Origin of the sequence: Flavobacterium sp. FlaQc-49, from assembly GCF_044005985.1 — a bacterium.
In the GTDB taxonomy this organism is placed as follows: Bacteria; Bacteroidota; Bacteroidia; order Flavobacteriales; family Flavobacteriaceae; genus Flavobacterium; species Flavobacterium cupriresistens.
Map to the genome: position 1 here is coordinate 158,504 of NZ_JBIPCS010000005.1, position 18,197 is coordinate 176,700.

Below are 18,197 nucleotides of genomic sequence, written 5' to 3' on the forward strand. Positions count from 1 at the left end.
ATATTTTTAAGAAAACCTAACCGGTTTTAAAAACCTGTTAGGCTTATGTTTGCTTACTTATTTGACTTCTTGATTTTTAAAACTTCTCTGTCAAAATCAGAAATATAATCCCGATCCTGAATTATTCTAAATTTATCAAACTCAGATTCTGCTTTTATTTTTGCTTCCAATAACGAGATTTTACCATTGTCTAACAAAATCGGATAATTAGAAAGCTGAAGAAAATTATTTAAAAAAGTACTCCAATCTTCCATTTTCATTACTAATTGCCTTTTAGCGTTATTTTCTGCTAAATCTAAATAAGCCGACACTATTCTGTTCAATTCCTGAATGTGATTTTCACTTAAATAATTTTTAGCAATTACAACATCTGCTTTTTGAATTTTCCCATCGGGGGCATCTTTCCACGTAGACAACCCCATATGCAATTTTGCTGCATCTGCTTCTGTATAAATAATCTCAGCAGCTGTTTTTCCTGAGATTGCCCAATGCAATTTATTCTGTACGGATGCGAAAAAAGCTCTGGTTTCTGATGCACCTTTTTCATAATCAGCAGAAAGCGCATAAATGTCTGTTATCTTTTGATAAAATCTTCTTTCGGAAGATCTTATTTCTCTTATTTTCCCAAGTAACTCTTCAAAATAGTCTTTACCAAATGATGAACCGTTTTTCAACATTTCATCATTCAATACAAAACCTTTTATAATAAACTCTTTTAAAGTTTTGGTTGCCCAAATTCGGAACTGAGTTGCTTGTTTTGAATTGACACGGTAACCGACAGCAATTATAGCGTCTAGATTGTAGAATTCCAAGTTTCTTTTTACATTTCGATTACCTTCCTTTTGAACTGTTTCCAAAATGGAAACAGTTGAATTTTTATCAATTTCATTTGATTCAAAAAGATTTTTTAAATGCTTACTAATGGCGGCTTTTTCCACATCAAACAATTCAGCAATAGCTTTTTGCGTCAACCAAAAACTTTCATCAATATAAGTCACTTCAACATTTATATTGGTGTCTGCTGTTTGATATAATAAAATAGGCTTTTGCATAATTATTCTTTATTTACTAAAAGTTCCTTGATGATAAAACACTCAATGTCTCCACGTTATTTTTCTAAACTAGATCAAAATTATCTTCCGATTTTGTTCAGGATAGTCTCTTGTCTTACTTAGTATTTTTACAATCTAAAAAAATCACTTAGTATTTTAATATACAAATCGACTCCTTCTACAATTTCATTGATAAAAATAAATTCATCGGCTGAATGTGACCGCAGGGTTTCGCCAGGACCTAATTTTAAAGATTGACAACTTAAAACCGACTGGTCTGAAAGGGTTGGCGAACCGTAGGTCGTTCTTCCTAAAGCAATTCCTGCCTGAACTAAACCATGTGTTACCGGAATAGACGAAGCGTTTAAATGCATGGATCTTGGTGTAACTTCAGCGTTTACATTTGCTTTAACAACATCAAGGATTTCGGTATTCGAATAACAGTCGGTTACACGAATATCTACCACCAAATCACATTCTGATGGCACCACATTATGCTGTTTTCCGGCACTAATCTGAGTTACAGTCATCTTTACAGGACCTAAAACCTCAGATATCTTGTCGAATTTATAGTTTTTAAACCACTCCATTACCGGAATTGATTTATAGATCGCATTATCATCATTCTGATGTGCAGCGTGACTTGCGGTACCTTTTACTTTAACATCCAGAACCAATAAGCCTTTTTCAGCAACGGCCAACTGCATTAAAGTAGGTTCACCAACAATCGCACAGTCCAATTCCGGCAAATGTTTTAAAACACTGTTTAAGCCATTTTTACCGCTACTCTCTTCTTCTGCAGAAGCGACAATTACAATATTGTGTGATAAATTTTCGACAGCATAAAAATGCACAAAAGTCGCCAGTAAAGAAACCAGACAACCTCCGGCATCATTGCTTCCTAATCCGAATAATTTACCGTCTTTTTCAATCGCTTTAAACGGATCGTTGGTATACGCTTGATTTGGTTTTACGGTATCGTGATGAGAGTTTAATAAAAGTGTCGGTTTATTTTTATCAAAATTTTTATTGAAAGCCCACACATTGTTGTTTTCTCTCTTAAAAGGGATTTCATTTTGATTGAACCAATTTTCAATTAAAAGAGCGGTTTGATCTTCTTCACTTGAAAAGGAAGGGGTTTCAATCAGGTTTTTCAATAAAACAATGGCTTCTTGGGTCAGCGTTTCTATATTTTTCATTTTTGTTTAGGTACTGAGGTACTATGGTTCTGAAGTTATAAGATGCAAAAATCTTAGTTTCTAAGAAACTTCGCAACTTTTTCTTTACAATATAATCATGGTGTGCAGAACATCCGGGCTCTGCAACATACTGTGATGTCCAATTTTAATTTTTTGAACACCTCTTGATAAACTATTAAAACAATTATCCAATTTAGGAATCATTCCCGAATGGATTACTTCTTCTGCTTTTAGCTTTGCATATAAAGCTTCATTTATTTCTGTAATTACAGACGTATCATCTTCAGAATCTGACAATACTCCTTGTTTTTCGAAACAATACGTAAGTGTTACATCGAAAACTTCAGCTAAGGCAATAGCTAATTCACTTGCAATTGTATCGGCATTTGTATTTAGTAATTGACCCTTTTTATCGTGCGTAATAGCACAAAAAACCGGTACGATTCCACTTTGCAATAGTGTAGCCAACAATGTTGTATTTACCTGTTTCACATCGCCCACAAAACCATAATCAATTGTTGGATGATTTCGTTTTTCGGACTGAATTAAATTTCCGTCAGCGCCTGAAAAACCGATTGCATTGTTGTCTTTTGCCTGTAATTGTGCTACAATATATTTATTAATCTGTCCGGCATAAATCATCACTGCAACATCGAGCATCGGAGCATCAGTGATGCGACGCCCTTCAATCATTTGAGGGACTAAACCGATACTTTGTGCCATTTTTGTAGCTGATTTTCCACCTCCGTGAACAACTACCTTGTATCCTTCAATTTTAGAAAAATCAGTCAAAAATTGTTCTAACTCGGTTGGGTTATCAATTATGTTTCCACCTATTTTTATTACGGTAACTTTTTTCATTTTTAGTTTCTAAGGAGCTAAGGTTCTGAGTCACTAAGCTCTTAGTATCTTAGACACTTAGAACCTTAGCAACTTTAAAATTACAATTTCTTCAAAATCTTCTGTAACACCAACTGTGCTGCGTACGTTCTGTTATTAGCTTGTTGAATTACGATTGAATTTTCACTATCTATAACTTCATCGCTTACAATTACATTACGACGTACCGGAAGACAATGCATGAATTTTCCGTTGTTGGTCAATGCCATTTTTTCAGTTGTAACAGTCCAGGATGGATCTATGTTGGTCACTTTTCCGTAGTCGTTAAAATTACTCCAGTTTTTTACGTAGACAAAATCAGCATTCTCTAAAGCCTTATTTTGGTCGTATTCTATTTTGCAGTCTTTTGTAATTTCGGGGCTTAATTCATAACCTTCCGGATGTGTAATTACAAAATCCATTTCCTTTTGCAATTGCATCATTTCTACAAATGAATTGGCAACTGCTTGTGGTAAAGCTTTAGGGTGTGGTGCCCAGGATAGTACTACTTTAGGTTTATGCTCGGTTTTGTACTCTTCCATCGTAATCGCATCTGCCAAAGATTGCAAGGGATGACGAACGGCACTTTCCATATTTACTATTGGCACCGTTGCATGTTTTATAAAACCTGAAATAACGGTTTCCGAATAGTCTTTTTCTTTGCTCTCTAATCCAGCAAAAGCACGAATCGCAATAATATCACAATATTGAGAAACAACTTCTGCTGCTTCTTTGATATGTTCTGAAGCACCTGAATTCATTACGGCTCCATCTTCAAATTCTAAAGTCCAGCCTTCGTTGGTAAAGTTCATTACCATCACATTCATTCCCAAATTTAAAGCTGCTTTTTGGGTGCTCAAACGCGTTCTTAAACTCGGATTAAAGAATAACATTCCTAACGTTTTATTCTTCCCTAAGCTTTGATTTTTAAGCGGGCTTTTTTTAATTTTTAAAGCACTTCTTACCCATTTTGATAATGAGCTACTATCTTGAATTGAAATATAATTCATAATTTTTGTTTTTTTATGATACCTGAATTTTTGACGCTGATTTTACGGATTCACTATCGTGAAAACGCGGATAAAAACTGATTTTTCAAATTTTTACTTTTCTACTATTTTCGAAAATCTTCCGTTTAAATTCTGGTTTCCGTCCAAAATTTAAAAGTAAACCTATTTCACAATCTGTACCCCGTAAATAGTTTAGAATTTGATTTTCAAAATCTTTTACTATACAATCGGCCGTTTTTAATTCTAATATTATTAAATCTTCCACTATTAAATCTGCATAATATTCACCTACTTTAATTCCTTTATAATAGACATTAATCTTCTTTTGAGCTTCAACTTTAAAACCTTTACTTTTCAATTCTAAATACAAAGAATTTTGATAAACCTTCTCTAAAAAACCATAACCAAATTCATTATAAACCTCATAAAAAGTTTTAATAATGCAATCTGTTAATGCGTGATGCAATAATTTCATAATCCAATTATTTGAATGAAATATACTACATATTATTCATTTCGAAAAATTTAAATCTTATAAACTTTCTAAAAAACATAGAGACAAAAAAATCCGCTTTCATTCCGCGTCTTCGCAATAGCGAATCCGTTTCATCAGCGTCCCAAATTCTACACTATCTTAGTAAACGGAATTTCATTTTTTAAGGCTTTCAAAATAAAATTATCTTCTAATCCGTTAATGATCCAGGTTTCGATATTGGCCGCCTTTGCAATTCCGGCTGCTTCAATTTTAGATTGCATCCCTCCCGTTCCATGTGAGGACTTTGATTCTCCAATTTCTTTTTCTAAAAGCTTTAAATCTTCTACTAATTTTATTGTTTCCGGAATTTCATTATGAATAGAATCCTTCGTGTAAATTCCGCTTGTATTGGTTGCAATAATCAGAATATCAACATTTAGAAGTACTGCTGTCAAAGCAGCCAGTTTATCATTATCTCCAAACTGAATCTCGTCTGTCGCAACAGTATCATTCTCATTGATAATCGGAATATAATTGTTCTCGACTAACACATTTATTGTATTGACAATATTGACTTTGGACTGTTCCTTCTCAAAATCAGAATACGAAAGCAGACATTGCGAAGTCAACAAACCCAAATCGCTGAAATTCTCATGAAAAATCCGCATCAAATGAGGCTGTCCAATCGAAGCCAAAGCTTGTTTTACAATAATTTCTTTGCCTTTACTTTCGAGTTTTACAAACTGTTTCGCTGCTGCAATAGCTCCGGAGCTTACAATTACAAACTCATACTCTTTGTTTAAAGCCGCAATCTGCATTCCGATATCTTCAATTTTTCCTCTCGAAATATGATTGGTTTCTTTTGTCAGCGTATTGCTTCCAATTTTCAATAAAATTCTTTTTTTCTTCATTTTTTTAAAGTCTCTAAGATGCTGAGTTGCTAAGATGCTGAGTTTTGAAAAATCAAAAATCTTTTAATCATAAAGGGCACAAAATTTTAAAATAAAATTCCAAATTTTTAAATTCCAAATTCCAATTCTAACGTCGGCAATTCAAAATCAACAATCTAAAATCTAAAATTACCTAACCTGTCCTTCACCATAAATATACCATTTATTGGTCACAAGATGCTGTAAGCCAATTGGTCCTCTTTGGTGCAATTTATCTGTGCTTATGGCTAATTCCCCACCTAAACCAAGCTGTCCACCGTCTGTAAAACGAGTTGAGGCATTTTGATAAACGGCTGCTGCATCTACATTCTCCATGAATTCCTGAGCGACAGCAGCATTTCTCGTGATAATTGAAGCGGAATGTCCTCCACAATATTTATTTATTTTTTCGATGGCATGGTCTTCTGAATCGATCGTTCCGAGTACAATTTTATAATCTAAAAACTCTTCGTGCCAAATATTCTCCTCTTTTAGAAGGGTTGTATTTTTAAACGTAGCTAACGTTTTATCTGCAATAATTTCCACATTAGATTCTATCAAATCCTCGATTAACAAAGCAACAAAACCTTCAAAATTCGGCAATCTGGAATCTATCAGTACCTTATCGAGCGCATTACAAGCCGAAATTTTAGACGTTTTCGCATTCATAATTACCTTCAGCGCCATATCGGTATCCGCTTCTTTGTGAACGTAAACGAAGTTGTTACCACGTCCGCTTACAATTACAGGGCAAGTCGCATGTGCTTTTACAAACTCAATTAACTTTTCTCCACCACGAGGGACAATTAAATCTACTTTCTGTGTCGGTTTTTCTAAAAAAGCTTGTGTTTCAGTTCTATTAAAATTCAAATATTCTACCCAATCTTTCGAAACTTGATTTTCCTCTAAAGCCTGATGCCATAAGCTCACAATTTTCAAATTAGACTGCAATGCTTCTTTTCCGCCTTTTAATAAAATTTTATTTCCGGATTTGAAAGCGATTCCACCCGCTTCAATAGTTACGTCCGGACGAGATTCGTAAATAATTAATATCGTACCAAAAGCTGCCGTTTTATTAATCACCTTGATTCCGTTTTCATGCTCAAAATGAAATCGTTCTACTCCAACCGGATCCTCTTGTGCGGCTAATTGGTTCAACGATAAAATCATTTCATCAATCTTTTTATCATCTACTTTCAGACGCTCTTCCATGGCAAGATCGGATCCGTCATACGCCAGTAAATCAGCCTGATTGGTTAGAATAAGCCGGTTTCTTTCCTGTTCAACAAGCTTTGCCATTGACAGTAAAACCAAATTCCGCTTTTCGATTGCTAATTGATGGTTCATAATTTTATAGTTGGTTCGTTCGTTAATAGGGACTTATTTTAACCTGACGGGTTTTGGAAACCCGTCAGATTTGTTTTATATATTTAAAAAAATTAATTTTTAAGTTCTTCTAAACTTTCTTTTAAAGCTACAATAAAAGTATCTATATCTGCTCTTTTAACGGTTAACGGAGGAAGAATTCTCAACAAATTCTTATTGTTTGCACTTCCGGTAAAAATATGTTTTTCGATAATTAATTTCTTTCTTAAGGCGGCAACGTCAAAATCAAATTCAATTCCAAGCATTAATCCTTTTCCTTTTATTTGTTTGATACCCGGAACTTGTTTGATTTGTTCTGAAAAATAAGCCGAAACTTCGTTTACATTCTTCTGTAAATCCAATTTTTCAATTACATCCAAAACGGCAATTCCAGCCGCACAAGACAAGTGACTTCCCCCGAAAGTAGTTCCTAACAGACCAAAACTTGCTTCAAATTTTGGCGAAATTAAAATAGCTCCAACCGGAAAACCATTCCCCATTCCTTTTGCTACTGAAATAATATCGGCATTAATTCCGTGATGTTGAAAAGCAAAAAACTTTCCACTTCTTCCATATCCGGATTGTACTTCGTCTAAAATCAAAACAACATCGTGTTTTTTACACGCTTTTTCTAAGGCTTGAAAAAAGGCTGTTGTTCCTTCGTCTAAACCTCCAACCCCTTGAATTCCTTCGATAATTACACTCGAAACATCTCCTTTTTGAAGTTCTGCTTCTACTAATTCAATTTGATTTAAAGGAAGAAAAGTAACTTCCTGCTGCGCATTTATTGGCGCTACAATTTTTTTATTGTCAGTAACCGCAACGGCTGCAGAGGTTCTTCCATGAAATGAATTATGAAAAGCTACAACTCTGGATTTTCCATTGTGGAACGAAGCTAATTTCAAAGCATTTTCATTCGCCTCGGCTCCCGAACTGCATAAAAATAACTCATAATCTTCTAATCCTGAAAGTTTTCCGAGTTTTTGAGCCAGTTCAACTTGCAAAGGATTCTGAATGGCATTGGAGTAAAACCCCAAGTGATCCAATTGATTTTTCAATTTAGCAACATAATCAGGTTGTGTGTGTCCAATAGAAATCACACCATGACCACTATATAAATCTAAGTATTCTATCCCGTTTTCATCTGTAATGGTACAATCTATTGCTTTTACAGGAGTAATATTATATAGGGGGTAAACGTTAAATAAGTTCATCTCTTTTTTTGTTTAACGTTTCAGGTTTCAGGTTTCAAGTTACGTGCTGGACGTGAAACTTGAAACTTAAAACCTGAAACAAATTTTTTCTAAAATCCGCTTGGTTTCAAATGTAAACCGGTGGTTTCCTCTAGTCCAAACATCAAATTCATGTTTTGAATCGCTTGTCCGGAAGCACCTTTGGTTAAGTTATCAATAATAGAGGTAATTAAAACCCGATTTCCTTTTTTCAATATACTAATGATGCATTTATTGGTTTGTACTACCTGTTTCATATTGATATTGGTTGTTGTAACCGTTACAAATGGCTCATTTTTATAGAAATCTTCATATTTAGCAACCAAATCTTCTAAACTTTCTTGTGAACTTGTATATAGAGTAGCAAAAATTCCTCTTGTAAAATCCCCTCTGTTCGGAACAAAAATCAACTCATCTGAAAAATCAGACTGCAATTGCGTCACACTTTGATTGATTTCTCCCAAATGCTGGTGTTCAAAAGCTTTATAATGCGACATATTATTGTTTCTCCAACTAAAATGCGAAGTATCTGCTAATCCAACTCCGGCACCAGTGCTTCCGGTTGTGGCATTAATATGAACGTCTTCTTTTAATAGTTTATTTTTCGCTAAAGGCAATAAGGCTAACTGAATAGCAGTTGCAAAACAACCCGGATTTGCAATATAATTTGCTTTTTTAATGGCTGCTTTATTCAATTCAGGCAATCCGTACACGAATTGTTTTCCTTCAAAATCAGCCTCTTTGGTTAATCTAAAATCATTTCCTAAATCAATGATTTTAGTGTGACTTGCGAATTTATTTTCTTTTAGAAACGAAATAGATTTCCCGTGTCCAAGGCATAAAAAAACAACGTTTACATCCGGATTAATTTGATCTGTAAAATTCATTTCGATATCGCCCATCAAATCGTGGTGTGCCACAGAAAGCGGTTTCCCAGCATTGGTTGTACTGTAAACAAAATCTAAGTTTACATTGGGGTGATACATTGCTATTCTAATGAGTTCGCCGGCTGTGTAGCCCGAACCACCAATTATTCCAACATTAATCATGATCTAAATGGTTTACAGATGAAAATATGTTTTGAGCGTTTCCTAAAATCTTAATAAATCCTTTTGCATCATCAGACGTCCAAGCATTATTCATTTCGCCATACTGGCCAAAACCGGTGTTCATTAAATCATTTTCAGATTCAATTCCGTCAAGCGAAAAATGATACGGTTTTAAAGAAACGGTTACTACTCCGTTGACCGTCTTTTGGGTGTCTTGCAAAAAAGTTTCGATATTTCTCATCACAGGATCCAGAAATTGACCTTCATGAAACAACATTCCGTACCAGTTTCCTAATTGCTCTTTCCAATATTGCTGCCATTTCCCCAGCGTATGTTTCTCTAATAAATGATGTGCTTTGATAATAATTAACGGTGCTGCTGCTTCAAAACCAACTCTTCCTTTAATTCCGATAATGGTATCACCTACGTGAATGTCTCTTCCGATGGCATAGGCATTTGCCAGTTTTTCCAGCGCAACAATATTATTTGACGGTTTGTCTGTCTTACCATTAACCGCAACTAATTCGCCTTGTTCAAAATGTAACGTTACTTTTTCTTCGCCTTCTTTTTGCAATTGCGAAGGATAAGCATCACCAGGCAATGGCTGACTTGAAGTTAGTGTTTCTTTTCCTCCAACACTTGTTCCCCAAAGTCCTTTATTGATCGAATATTGCGCTTTTTCCCAAGAATAATGAACGCCATTTTTGGATAAATAATCCACTTCTTCTTGTCTCGAAAGTTTTAAATCTCTAATTGGAGTTATAATTTCAATTTCCGGAGCAATGGTTTGGAAAATCAAATCAAAACGAATTTGATCATTTCCTGCACCCGTACTTCCATGTGCAATAGCACTTGCTCCTACTTTTTTAGCATATTTTATAGCTTCAATAGCCTGAAAAACACGCTCTGCACTCACTGATAATGGATAGGTATTGTTTTTTAATACGTTTCCAAAAATCAAATATTTTATAGCTTTATCATAATATTTATCTACAATGGTTAGGTTGGCGTGTTGTGCACTTCCTAATTCGTAGGCTCTTTTTTCAATAGCTGACAATTCTTCTGCATCAAATCCTCCTGTATCTACAAGCACGGTATGAACTTCGTATCCTTTTTCGTTTTTTAAATATTTTAAACAATACGAGGTATCTAATCCTCCGCTATAAGCTAATACAACTTTTTTCATAATGTTACTTTTTTAAAAATAAGGCTTGTTTAATGGTTCTCAGTCTATTAAGAACTTTTTCGTTAAAAGGGTGTCTTGGTGGTGTTTTTTGTTTCTCTTTTGGATCGTACAACATACCGGTACAAAGACACATTTTGTTTTCTTTACTTTGTAAAATTTCGTAATTCGTACAGGTTTTACAACCCGCCCAAAAACTTGGATCTGTTGTAAGTTCCGAGAAAGGAACCGGTTTATAACCCAAATCTGAGTTGATTTTCATTACAGCCAATCCTGTGGTAATACCGAAAATTTTAGCATCCGGGTATCTTTCCAGTGAGTAATCAAAAACCTTTGATTTTATCTTTTTGGCTAAACCTAAACTTCTGTAATCGGGGTGCACAATTAAACCGGAATGTGCCACGAATTTCCCGTGTTGCCAGCTTTCGATATAACAAAAACCTGCAAACTTTCCATCCGCCAGAGCAATCATTGCATCTGCATTTGACATTTTTTTCTGAATGTACTCAGGAGTTCTTTTAGCAATCCCTGTACCTCTTAGCAAGGCTGATGATTCTATCGTATCGCAAATTTCCTGCGCATACTTAAAATGTTCTTCCTGAGTTACAACAATAGAGATCTTCATTTCAATAATTGAAGTTAGAGTTAAAAATTAAAACGTATTGTTTAGTTTGAAATCCAGAAATCAATCCAATAAAAGTAAGCAAAATAAAGATAACCCCTTCTAAATCAAAAAGTTGATTATGAGGCAATTTTAAACAATAGGTGCTTTTAGGATAGGTTTGTCCAATGGACAAAGTATGTGATTTCAAAATGAAAAATGAATAGAAATAAATACGCGACGAAAAACTCAGTGGCTACTATACAGATAGTGTCCGCACTTCGGGAGAAGTACTAGGTGAGTTTGTCCGTGACAAAGAAGTTGTATTTAAACTTATTTTATTCATCGATGCAAAAGTACACTATTTTTTTATTCACAAAACAAAAAATTTAAATTCTAACATTTTTTTAATGCTTTGTTATTTTTGGACATAAAAAAACCCGATAGCATTTAATAACTATCGGGTAATAAACATTTTACTGTTTTCTATTCTATTTTTTAGTAAACGGTATTACTTGTCCATTTCCTAAAACAGTCATATCTAATCCGGTTTTAGCTTCGTTAAATTTGAATTTTAATCCTGCTCTTTTTGATTCAAATGTATCTTTTTCATCGGCTACAGCTTTAACAGAAAACTTAGGAAAGTTTGTAATTTCAGCGCTTAAAGTACCGTTTTTCTCTGTAAAATCAATTGTTAACGGAGCATTTTTAGTGGTATAAGTACCTAAATATCCGTCTAACACAATGTCTTTCTCTATTACACCTTTTCCGGCTGTCCAAACATTATTACTTTCTGTATGATCAGGAAAAACGTGATCCGGATCTAATGTAATGCTTTCAATTTCTTCAGTAGAATTGTGCTTGAATGACCAATCCTTATTACGTTGCCAAATTTCAACCGGCAATTTAACTCTTGTTACTTTTCCGCTTTTTGTTTTCACATCTAAAACAATTGGCATTGGCATTTTATCAAAATTCTCTACTGAAATAATCACTCCTTTTGCAGGATCGTTTTTCACATATTTAATACTGTTGATACCTTGGTCAAAACGCCAGTTATTTACGAACCAGCTTCTCCAGAACCAACTTAAATCTTCACCCGCAACATTTTCAATTGTTCTGAAAAAGTCATCCGGAGTCGGGTGTTTAAAAGCCCAACGCTCTACATAAGTACGCAATGCTTTGTCAAAACGCTCTTCACCTAAAACTTGCTCTCTCAAAATTGACAGACCTGCAGCTGGTTTAAAGTAACATAGTGTACCAATATTACCCTCCTTCATATTGTCAGGAGAACTCATAATAGTTTCTAAATCAGGACTGGTTAAATCTTCTGCACCTTCGTGCATGTCAATCGCTTTTTGCTTGTATTCTCCGTTATTAAAATCAAAAGAACTAACCGAGTTTATAAAAGTATTAAAACCTTCATCCATCCAGGCAAATAAACGCTCATTAGAACCTACAATCATAGGAAACCAAATGTGTCCGAATTCGTGATCTGTAACTCCCCATAAATCATCTCCTTTAGATTTCCATCCGCAGAAAACAATTCCGGGATATTCCATTCCACCCTCATTTCCTGCAACATTTGTTGCTGCCGGATAAGGATATTCAAACCATCTTTTAGAATAATTTTCTATCGATGCTTTTACGTATTCAGTAGAACGTCCCCAAGCATCATTACCGTTACTTTCAACCGGATAAGCAGATAGTGCCAATGATTTTTTACCACTTGGCAAGTTTATTTTTGCACCGTCTAAGATAAAAGCCGCTGAAGATGCCCATGAAAAATCACGTGAATTTTTGATTTGATAATGCCACGTTTTTTCTCCTGTTGCATTTGTGTTTGCTGTTGCAGCCACTTCTTCTGCTGAACGAATCATAACCGTTTTATCACTTTGAGATGCCTCTTTATAACGTTTAAATTGTGCTGCAGGAAGTACTTCAGCACCATTTAACAACTCACCCGAACCAACAACATAATGGTTGGCAGGAGCTGTAATTTTCACATCAAAATTACCATACTCTAAATAAAACTCTGAAGCTCCTAAATAAGGCGCCGTATTCCAACCTCTTACGTCATCATATACGCACATACGTGGGTACCATTGCGCGATGGTAAAAATTTTACCGTTTTTAGTTTCTAAAACCCCCATTCTGTCAGATCCTTCAAAAGGAGCAATAAACGAGAAGTCAATTTTAATCTTTATAGAACCTCCCTTTGAAGCCAAAGCTTCCGGAAGAAAAATTTGCATTCTGGTGTCTGTTACAATATATTTTGCAACCGTTTCCGTTTTATTCTTTCCTCCTGAAATAATTTTTACTGATTTAATTTTATTTCCACCATCAAAAACCTGTCCCTGAGCACCATTACGGCTTCCTGTTAAAGGCACTACGGCATTTCCTCTTGAACTTTCGTTGAATAAATTCTGATCCAGGTTCAACCAAACAAATGACAATTTATCCGGACTATTATTCGTATATGTAATTTCATCTGTCCCAACAAGTTCATTTGTTGTTCCGTTTAATTTTACCGTTAACTGATAATCTGCCCTGTTTTGCCAGTATTCAACCCCTGGCTGACCACTTGCAGAGCGGGTTGGTGTACCATTTTTAGTGTAGAAATGCGGTGCAAACGCATCATGGTAGTTATAATTATTAACTGGATTTGCTGCCGTTGCAGGTGGCGTTGTTTGCGCCCAAGCAGAAGAAATCCCAACAAACAAAGCCGCGGTTAACAAGGCTTTTGAGGAATGCTTTTTCATATTTTTTAGCTGTTTATCTAGCAAATTAATGAAAAAAAAAGCTATTTAAAGAGAAAAAATAAGGCTATAATTCATTTTTAGCAAAATTTTAGCAAAAAAATATTTTAAGTCTATAATCCGAAAAAATAAAATTTATAAAATATATTTACATTCTATTAAAACTAACTTATTTCAATTCTTAGATTTTGACTACAACAATCTCAAATTCCTACTTAAAAGCTTCTATCAAACATGCCGGAGCTGAATTATTCTCTATCCAAGACCATCAAAATAAAGAATATATCTGGGAAGGTAATCCTTCGTTTTGGGGCAAGCACTCACCGGTTCTTTTTCCTATTGTAGGAACTTTAAAGAACAACACTTACACGATTGATGGAAAAGAATATCACTTACCGAGACATGGTTTTGCTCGTGATATGGAATTTCAGTTAGTTGATCACACAGAAGACAGTGCTACTTTTTCATTAAGTTCAAATGCAGAAACGTTGCAAAAGTTTCCTTTTAATTTCGAATTACAACTTATTTATACCCTACAAGAAAAAGAACTAACGCTATCCTATAAAGTAATTAATACCGGAGACACCCGAATTCCTTTTTCAATAGGCGCACATCCGGCCATTGCATTACCGAATGATTTTGAAACGTATTCTTTTGAATTTGAAAAAGAAGAGGCTTTAAAATACAATTTACTTGAAAATGATTTGATTTCGAATACAACCAAAACATTGGAAACTGTTTCTAATTTAGCTCCTTTAAGTTACAAACTATTCGAAAACGATGCTTTGGTTTTTAAAACCCTCGAATCTAATTCTCTGACCATTCTTGAAAATTCTAAACCTTATATCAAAGTCAATTTCAAAGATTTCCCCAGTTTAGGCATCTGGACAAAAGAAAAAGCTCCGTTTATTTGCATTGAACCTTGGTTTGGTTACTCTGACACCATAGAAAACTCGGGAGACCTATTCGAAAAAGAAGGCATTTTAATCTTAGATGCCCACCAAACATTCCAGTCGAAATTTAGTATTCAAATATTATAACAATAACACTATGTTAGAATTTAATTTTACACCGTTCCCGGTCATAGAAACGGAACGTTTGCTTTTAAGAAGAATCAATAATGATGATGCGAACGAAGTTTTTGAACTACGATCGAATCCCGAAACAATGAAGTTTATTCCAAGACCACTGGTAAAAGATACCGAAGATGCGCTTGAACATATCGCTATGATGGAAGACAAAATTGTAACAAATGTTGGCATAAACTGGGGGATTACCTTAAAAGATAGTTCAAAATTGCTTGGCATTATTGGTTACTACAGATTACAACCTGAGAATTACCGTGCTGAAATCGGTTATATGCTGGCTCCGGAATATCATGGAAAAGGGATTATTCCCGAAGCAGTAAACAGACTCATTAGATATGGTTTTGATGATTTAAAGCTACATTCTATTGAAGCGATTATTGATCCTGAAAATTTTGCTTCAGAAAAAGTATTGCACAAATGTGGTTTTGTTAAAGAGGCTCATTTAAAAGAAGCCGAGTTTTATGATGGTCGTTTTTTAGACAAAGTAATCTACTCACTACTAGATAATTAAATTTTTATCCCGTTTTATAATACAAAATAAAACTTGTTAAAAGTATTTTTCACACAACACCAGGCGTAATGTTGCGTTATATTTGCATTCAAAATAAGTAATTGGAGCTTATTTATACCGCGAAAAACTATTTTATGAAAAACATTTTAATTCTCTTTGTTCTTTTCTTTTCTGTACAATTACAAAGTCAGACTTATCTAAAATTTAACGGTGCAACAGCACTTATTGGGGTTCCAAATGTTGGAATAGAGACCAGCATAGGCGAAAAAGTCACCTTTAGTGTCGATGTGATGGCTTCTTTTTGGGAATCTTTCAACGGAAACCATCCGATGAAATTTGTAACTTTAACACCGGAAGTTCGTTATCATTTTAAAGAAAAATACAATGGTTTCTATGTAGGTGGCCATATCGGACCGGATATGTACGAAATTCAAAAATGGAATTATTGGGATACCAATAAATACGAAAAAGGATTTGGCTATCGCATGGGGGTTACCGTAGGATACAATATCAAAATAAACGACAAATTCTTGCTGGATGTCTTTGCCGGAGCTGGCTGGCACCAAGGATTTTATCGCGGCTATTACAACGACGGAACACCTGGCAGATACGAAAAAGCTCCTAACTGGAACAAAAGTGGAGAATGGCTTCCGTATCGCGGAGGTGTTATGCTTTCTTATAAACTAAATTAATTCTCAGGAAATTTAGAGAGTGATTTAACATACAACTCTTCTACCTTTTTTCGAGCCCAATCTGTTTTTCTCAAAAAACTAAGGCTAGATTTTATACTGGGATTGGAAGTAAAACTTTTAATGGGAATCAACTCTCCTAAAGTATCAAAACCGTAATAGTCAACCAATTTTTCGACTATTGCTTTAAGTGTAATTCCGTGTAAAGGATCTTTAGATTGATTTTGCATTTGGTAGTTTTAAAGAATAATTTTCTCAATAATCAATATTCGATTATTTCGACAAAAATAAATAATTAAAAACCGTTACAATATGTTTTGTAACGGTTTTTACTTTTATTTTAGTTTCCCGAAAATCTGTCTCTGATTCTGCAAGCCATTTTTTTAATACCAGATTCGATACATAAGCTTTCATGAATCAGCTGCAAAAGTTAGGGATTAGAAAAAAATGCAAAAAATAGAAACACTCCCCCTTAATCGATCCATATTGCTTTTCAATATAAAAAATCCGTTTTTATCAGCGTTTTTGCCATTACAAATCCGCATAATCCGCGTCCATTTCTGCATAATATAAAGATGTTACCACCTAATTTCATACACAGATTAAACAGATTCGTTATCACGAAGACCAGATTTAAACGGATTTAAAATTCTTTCTATAAAAATTTAAACAGAGACTTAGCTAAGTTTTTATTTCCCCACAACTTTTTGAACTTGATCCTTATTTCGGCAAGTAGCGCAAAGCAACCCTAAAATGAACTTACATCACTTATATGGTTTAAATACACCTTTACTTAATCCCCAACTCTTACACCCGATCGGCTTTCATTGTCGAACCAATAAGCACAATACCAGACAATGTTGCTTTTTTTCCAGAATTTAAGCTTATAACAGAATTTCTCTTTAAAAAACACCAAAATCACCAATCAAAAAAACACATTAATTATCTTTAATTTTATTAAAGTATTTCATTTTTATTTACATTTGCAACCTATGTTAAAATCAGTCAATATACTTAATAAAAGAGCTCGGTTTGATTACGAAATAATCGACACTTACACTGCCGGAATTGTTTTATCGGGCACTGAGATCAAATCTATTCGTTTAGGAAAGGCCAATATTACCGAAAGTTTTTGCGAATTCAGTGGTATAGAGCTTTTTGCGATTAATACTTACATTGAAGAATATACGTTTGGAAATCAATTCAATCATAAATCAAGAAGCGAGAGAAAATTACTTTTAAATAAAAAAGAGTTAAAAACACTTCATAAAAATGTACAGGCAAAAGGTCTGACGATTGTTCCTTTAAAATTATTCACTAACGAAAAAGGACTTGCCAAACTACAAATCGGTCTTTGTAAAGGAAAGAAAAACTACGACAAGCGAGAGTCTCTTAAAGAACAAGACACGAAACGCGATCTGGACCGAATCAAAAAAGCTTACAACTAAAAATAACTTCTTCATAAAGAATTGTTTTTTAATATTTTATACTTAGATTTACGATAACACTAACTTTAATTATAAAATATGAGAAAATACTTATCTTTATTAGTTATTTTATTTCTTGCAAGTTGCAGCAGTAATACTGTAATTGTGAGCAGCTGGAGAGACCCAAAAATTACCGTTGCTCAGGAGCACTTTAAAAAAGTTCTGGTTGTTGCTTTAGTAAAAGATGAGGCTTCGAGAAGAACTACAGAAAACAGAATTGCAGCCAGCAATCCCGTCTTTAAAACTTCGTACCAATACATGAATGGTACCAACTTACATTTAACCAAAGAACAGCAACTAAAAATTTTACAAGACGAAAATTTTGATGGTGTTATAACAATGCGTTTAGTAAGCAAAGAAAAAGAAACCAGTTATGTTCCGGGAACTTATACCGGAATGTATTACGGAGGTTTTGACGGTATGTACACCGGCATGTACGGGTATGGTTTTGGAAATTGGTACGGCATGTACTCTCCAAATTTCTACGATCCGGGTTACTATCAGGAAACTACTTCTTATATGGTTGAAACCAATATTTTCTCCCTAAAAGACAACAAACTGATCTGGACCGGAACTACAAAATCGGAATATGTTACCGACTTAGGACAAACTGTAGACGCAATCATGCAGGCTGCTGTAAAAGAAATGAGAAAAGACGGCTCTCTGCCTCCAAAATAAAAGACACAAAA

General features: G+C 34.4%; 18 protein-coding genes. 5 read left to right on the plus strand and 13 right to left on the minus strand.

Annotated elements, in window-relative coordinates; all coding sequences use genetic code 11:
* Positions 1–53 precede the first annotated feature (53 nt).
* From ACHRV3_RS12700 to ACHRV3_RS12755, 12 genes are all read right to left on the minus strand, one after another.
* Positions 54–1,052: a virulence RhuM family protein gene (locus ACHRV3_RS12700; protein ID WP_395434941.1), complete on the minus strand. Its 999-nt coding sequence runs from the start codon at positions 1,050–1,052 to the stop codon at positions 54–56.
* Positions 1,053–1,180: 128 nt separating this feature from the next.
* Positions 1,181–2,251: a M20 family metallo-hydrolase gene (locus ACHRV3_RS12705; RefSeq protein WP_047776378.1), complete on the minus strand. Its 1,071-nt coding sequence runs from the start codon at positions 2,249–2,251 to the stop codon at positions 1,181–1,183.
* Between the two features lie 84 nt (positions 2,252–2,335).
* Positions 2,336–3,112, minus strand: coding sequence for an acetylglutamate kinase (argB, locus tag ACHRV3_RS12710; RefSeq protein WP_395434942.1), 777 nt, complete (start codon positions 3,110–3,112; stop codon positions 2,336–2,338).
* An 80-nt stretch (positions 3,113–3,192) separates the two neighbouring features.
* Positions 3,193–4,140 carry an N-acetylornithine carbamoyltransferase gene (locus tag ACHRV3_RS12715; RefSeq protein ID WP_395434943.1) on the minus strand — a complete coding sequence of 316 codons (948 nt, stop codon included), beginning with the start codon at positions 4,138–4,140 and terminating at the stop codon, positions 3,193–3,195.
* An 85-nt stretch (positions 4,141–4,225) separates the two neighbouring features.
* Positions 4,226–4,615 (minus strand): GxxExxY protein, encoded by a 390-nt coding sequence (locus ACHRV3_RS12720; RefSeq protein WP_395434944.1) that lies wholly within the window; start codon positions 4,613–4,615, stop codon positions 4,226–4,228.
* A gap of 149 nt (positions 4,616–4,764) precedes the next feature.
* Entirely contained in the window at positions 4,765–5,526 is a 762-nt protein-coding gene (gene proB, locus ACHRV3_RS12725) for a glutamate 5-kinase (RefSeq protein WP_047776369.1), read from the minus strand.
* 168 nt (positions 5,527–5,694) lie between these two features.
* Complete coding sequence (locus ACHRV3_RS12730; RefSeq protein ID WP_395434945.1) at positions 5,695–6,891, minus strand: glutamate-5-semialdehyde dehydrogenase; 1,197 nt, start codon at positions 6,889–6,891, stop codon at positions 5,695–5,697.
* Between the two features lie 92 nt (positions 6,892–6,983).
* On the minus strand, positions 6,984–8,123 hold the full coding sequence (locus ACHRV3_RS12735; RefSeq protein WP_395434946.1) for an aspartate aminotransferase family protein: 1,140 nt from the start codon (positions 8,121–8,123) through the stop codon (positions 6,984–6,986).
* Positions 8,124–8,212: 89 nt separating this feature from the next.
* Positions 8,213–9,190, minus strand: coding sequence for an N-acetyl-gamma-glutamyl-phosphate reductase (gene argC / locus ACHRV3_RS12740; protein ID WP_395434947.1), 978 nt, complete (start codon positions 9,188–9,190; stop codon positions 8,213–8,215).
* Entirely contained in the window at positions 9,183–10,376 is a 1,194-nt protein-coding gene (locus ACHRV3_RS12745) for an argininosuccinate synthase (protein ID WP_047776362.1), read from the minus strand. Before ACHRV3_RS12745 ends, argC begins: the two co-directional genes overlap by 8 nt.
* 4 nt (positions 10,377–10,380) lie before the next feature.
* Positions 10,381–10,998, minus strand: a complete 618-nt coding sequence (locus tag ACHRV3_RS12750) for a GNAT family N-acetyltransferase (protein ID WP_047776360.1) — start codon at positions 10,996–10,998, stop codon at positions 10,381–10,383.
* Between the two features lie 467 nt (positions 10,999–11,465).
* Positions 11,466–13,736: a M1 family metallopeptidase gene (locus ACHRV3_RS12755; RefSeq protein ID WP_395434948.1), complete on the minus strand. Its 2,271-nt coding sequence runs from the start codon at positions 13,734–13,736 to the stop codon at positions 11,466–11,468.
* A 185-nt stretch (positions 13,737–13,921) separates the two neighbouring features.
* Between ACHRV3_RS12755 and ACHRV3_RS12760 the strand changes: the two genes are divergently transcribed.
* From ACHRV3_RS12760 to ACHRV3_RS12770, 3 genes are all read left to right on the plus strand, one after another.
* Complete coding sequence (locus ACHRV3_RS12760) at positions 13,922–14,773, plus strand: aldose 1-epimerase family protein (RefSeq protein WP_395434949.1); 852 nt, start codon at positions 13,922–13,924, stop codon at positions 14,771–14,773.
* A gap of 10 nt (positions 14,774–14,783) precedes the next feature.
* Complete coding sequence (locus tag ACHRV3_RS12765) at positions 14,784–15,332, plus strand: GNAT family N-acetyltransferase (protein ID WP_047776354.1); 549 nt, start codon at positions 14,784–14,786, stop codon at positions 15,330–15,332.
* A 134-nt stretch (positions 15,333–15,466) separates the two neighbouring features.
* Positions 15,467–16,024, plus strand: a complete 558-nt coding sequence (locus ACHRV3_RS12770) for a DUF3575 domain-containing protein (protein ID WP_395434950.1) — start codon at positions 15,467–15,469, stop codon at positions 16,022–16,024.
* Here ACHRV3_RS12770 and ACHRV3_RS12775 read toward each other — a convergent pair.
* Positions 16,021–16,251: a VF530 family DNA-binding protein gene (locus tag ACHRV3_RS12775; protein WP_395434951.1), complete on the minus strand. Its 231-nt coding sequence runs from the start codon at positions 16,249–16,251 to the stop codon at positions 16,021–16,023. The two genes, ACHRV3_RS12770 and ACHRV3_RS12775, sit on opposite strands and share 4 nt — an antisense overlap.
* Positions 16,252–17,013: 762 nt before the next feature.
* Here ACHRV3_RS12775 and smpB point away from each other — a divergent pair.
* Together smpB and ACHRV3_RS12785 are read left to right on the plus strand one after the other, a co-directional pair.
* Positions 17,014–17,469 (plus strand): SsrA-binding protein SmpB, encoded by a 456-nt coding sequence (smpB, locus tag ACHRV3_RS12780; RefSeq protein ID WP_047776350.1) that lies wholly within the window; start codon positions 17,014–17,016, stop codon positions 17,467–17,469.
* A 78-nt stretch (positions 17,470–17,547) separates the two neighbouring features.
* Complete coding sequence (locus ACHRV3_RS12785; protein WP_047776345.1) at positions 17,548–18,186, plus strand: hypothetical protein; 639 nt, start codon at positions 17,548–17,550, stop codon at positions 18,184–18,186.
* Positions 18,187–18,197 lie beyond the last annotated feature (11 nt).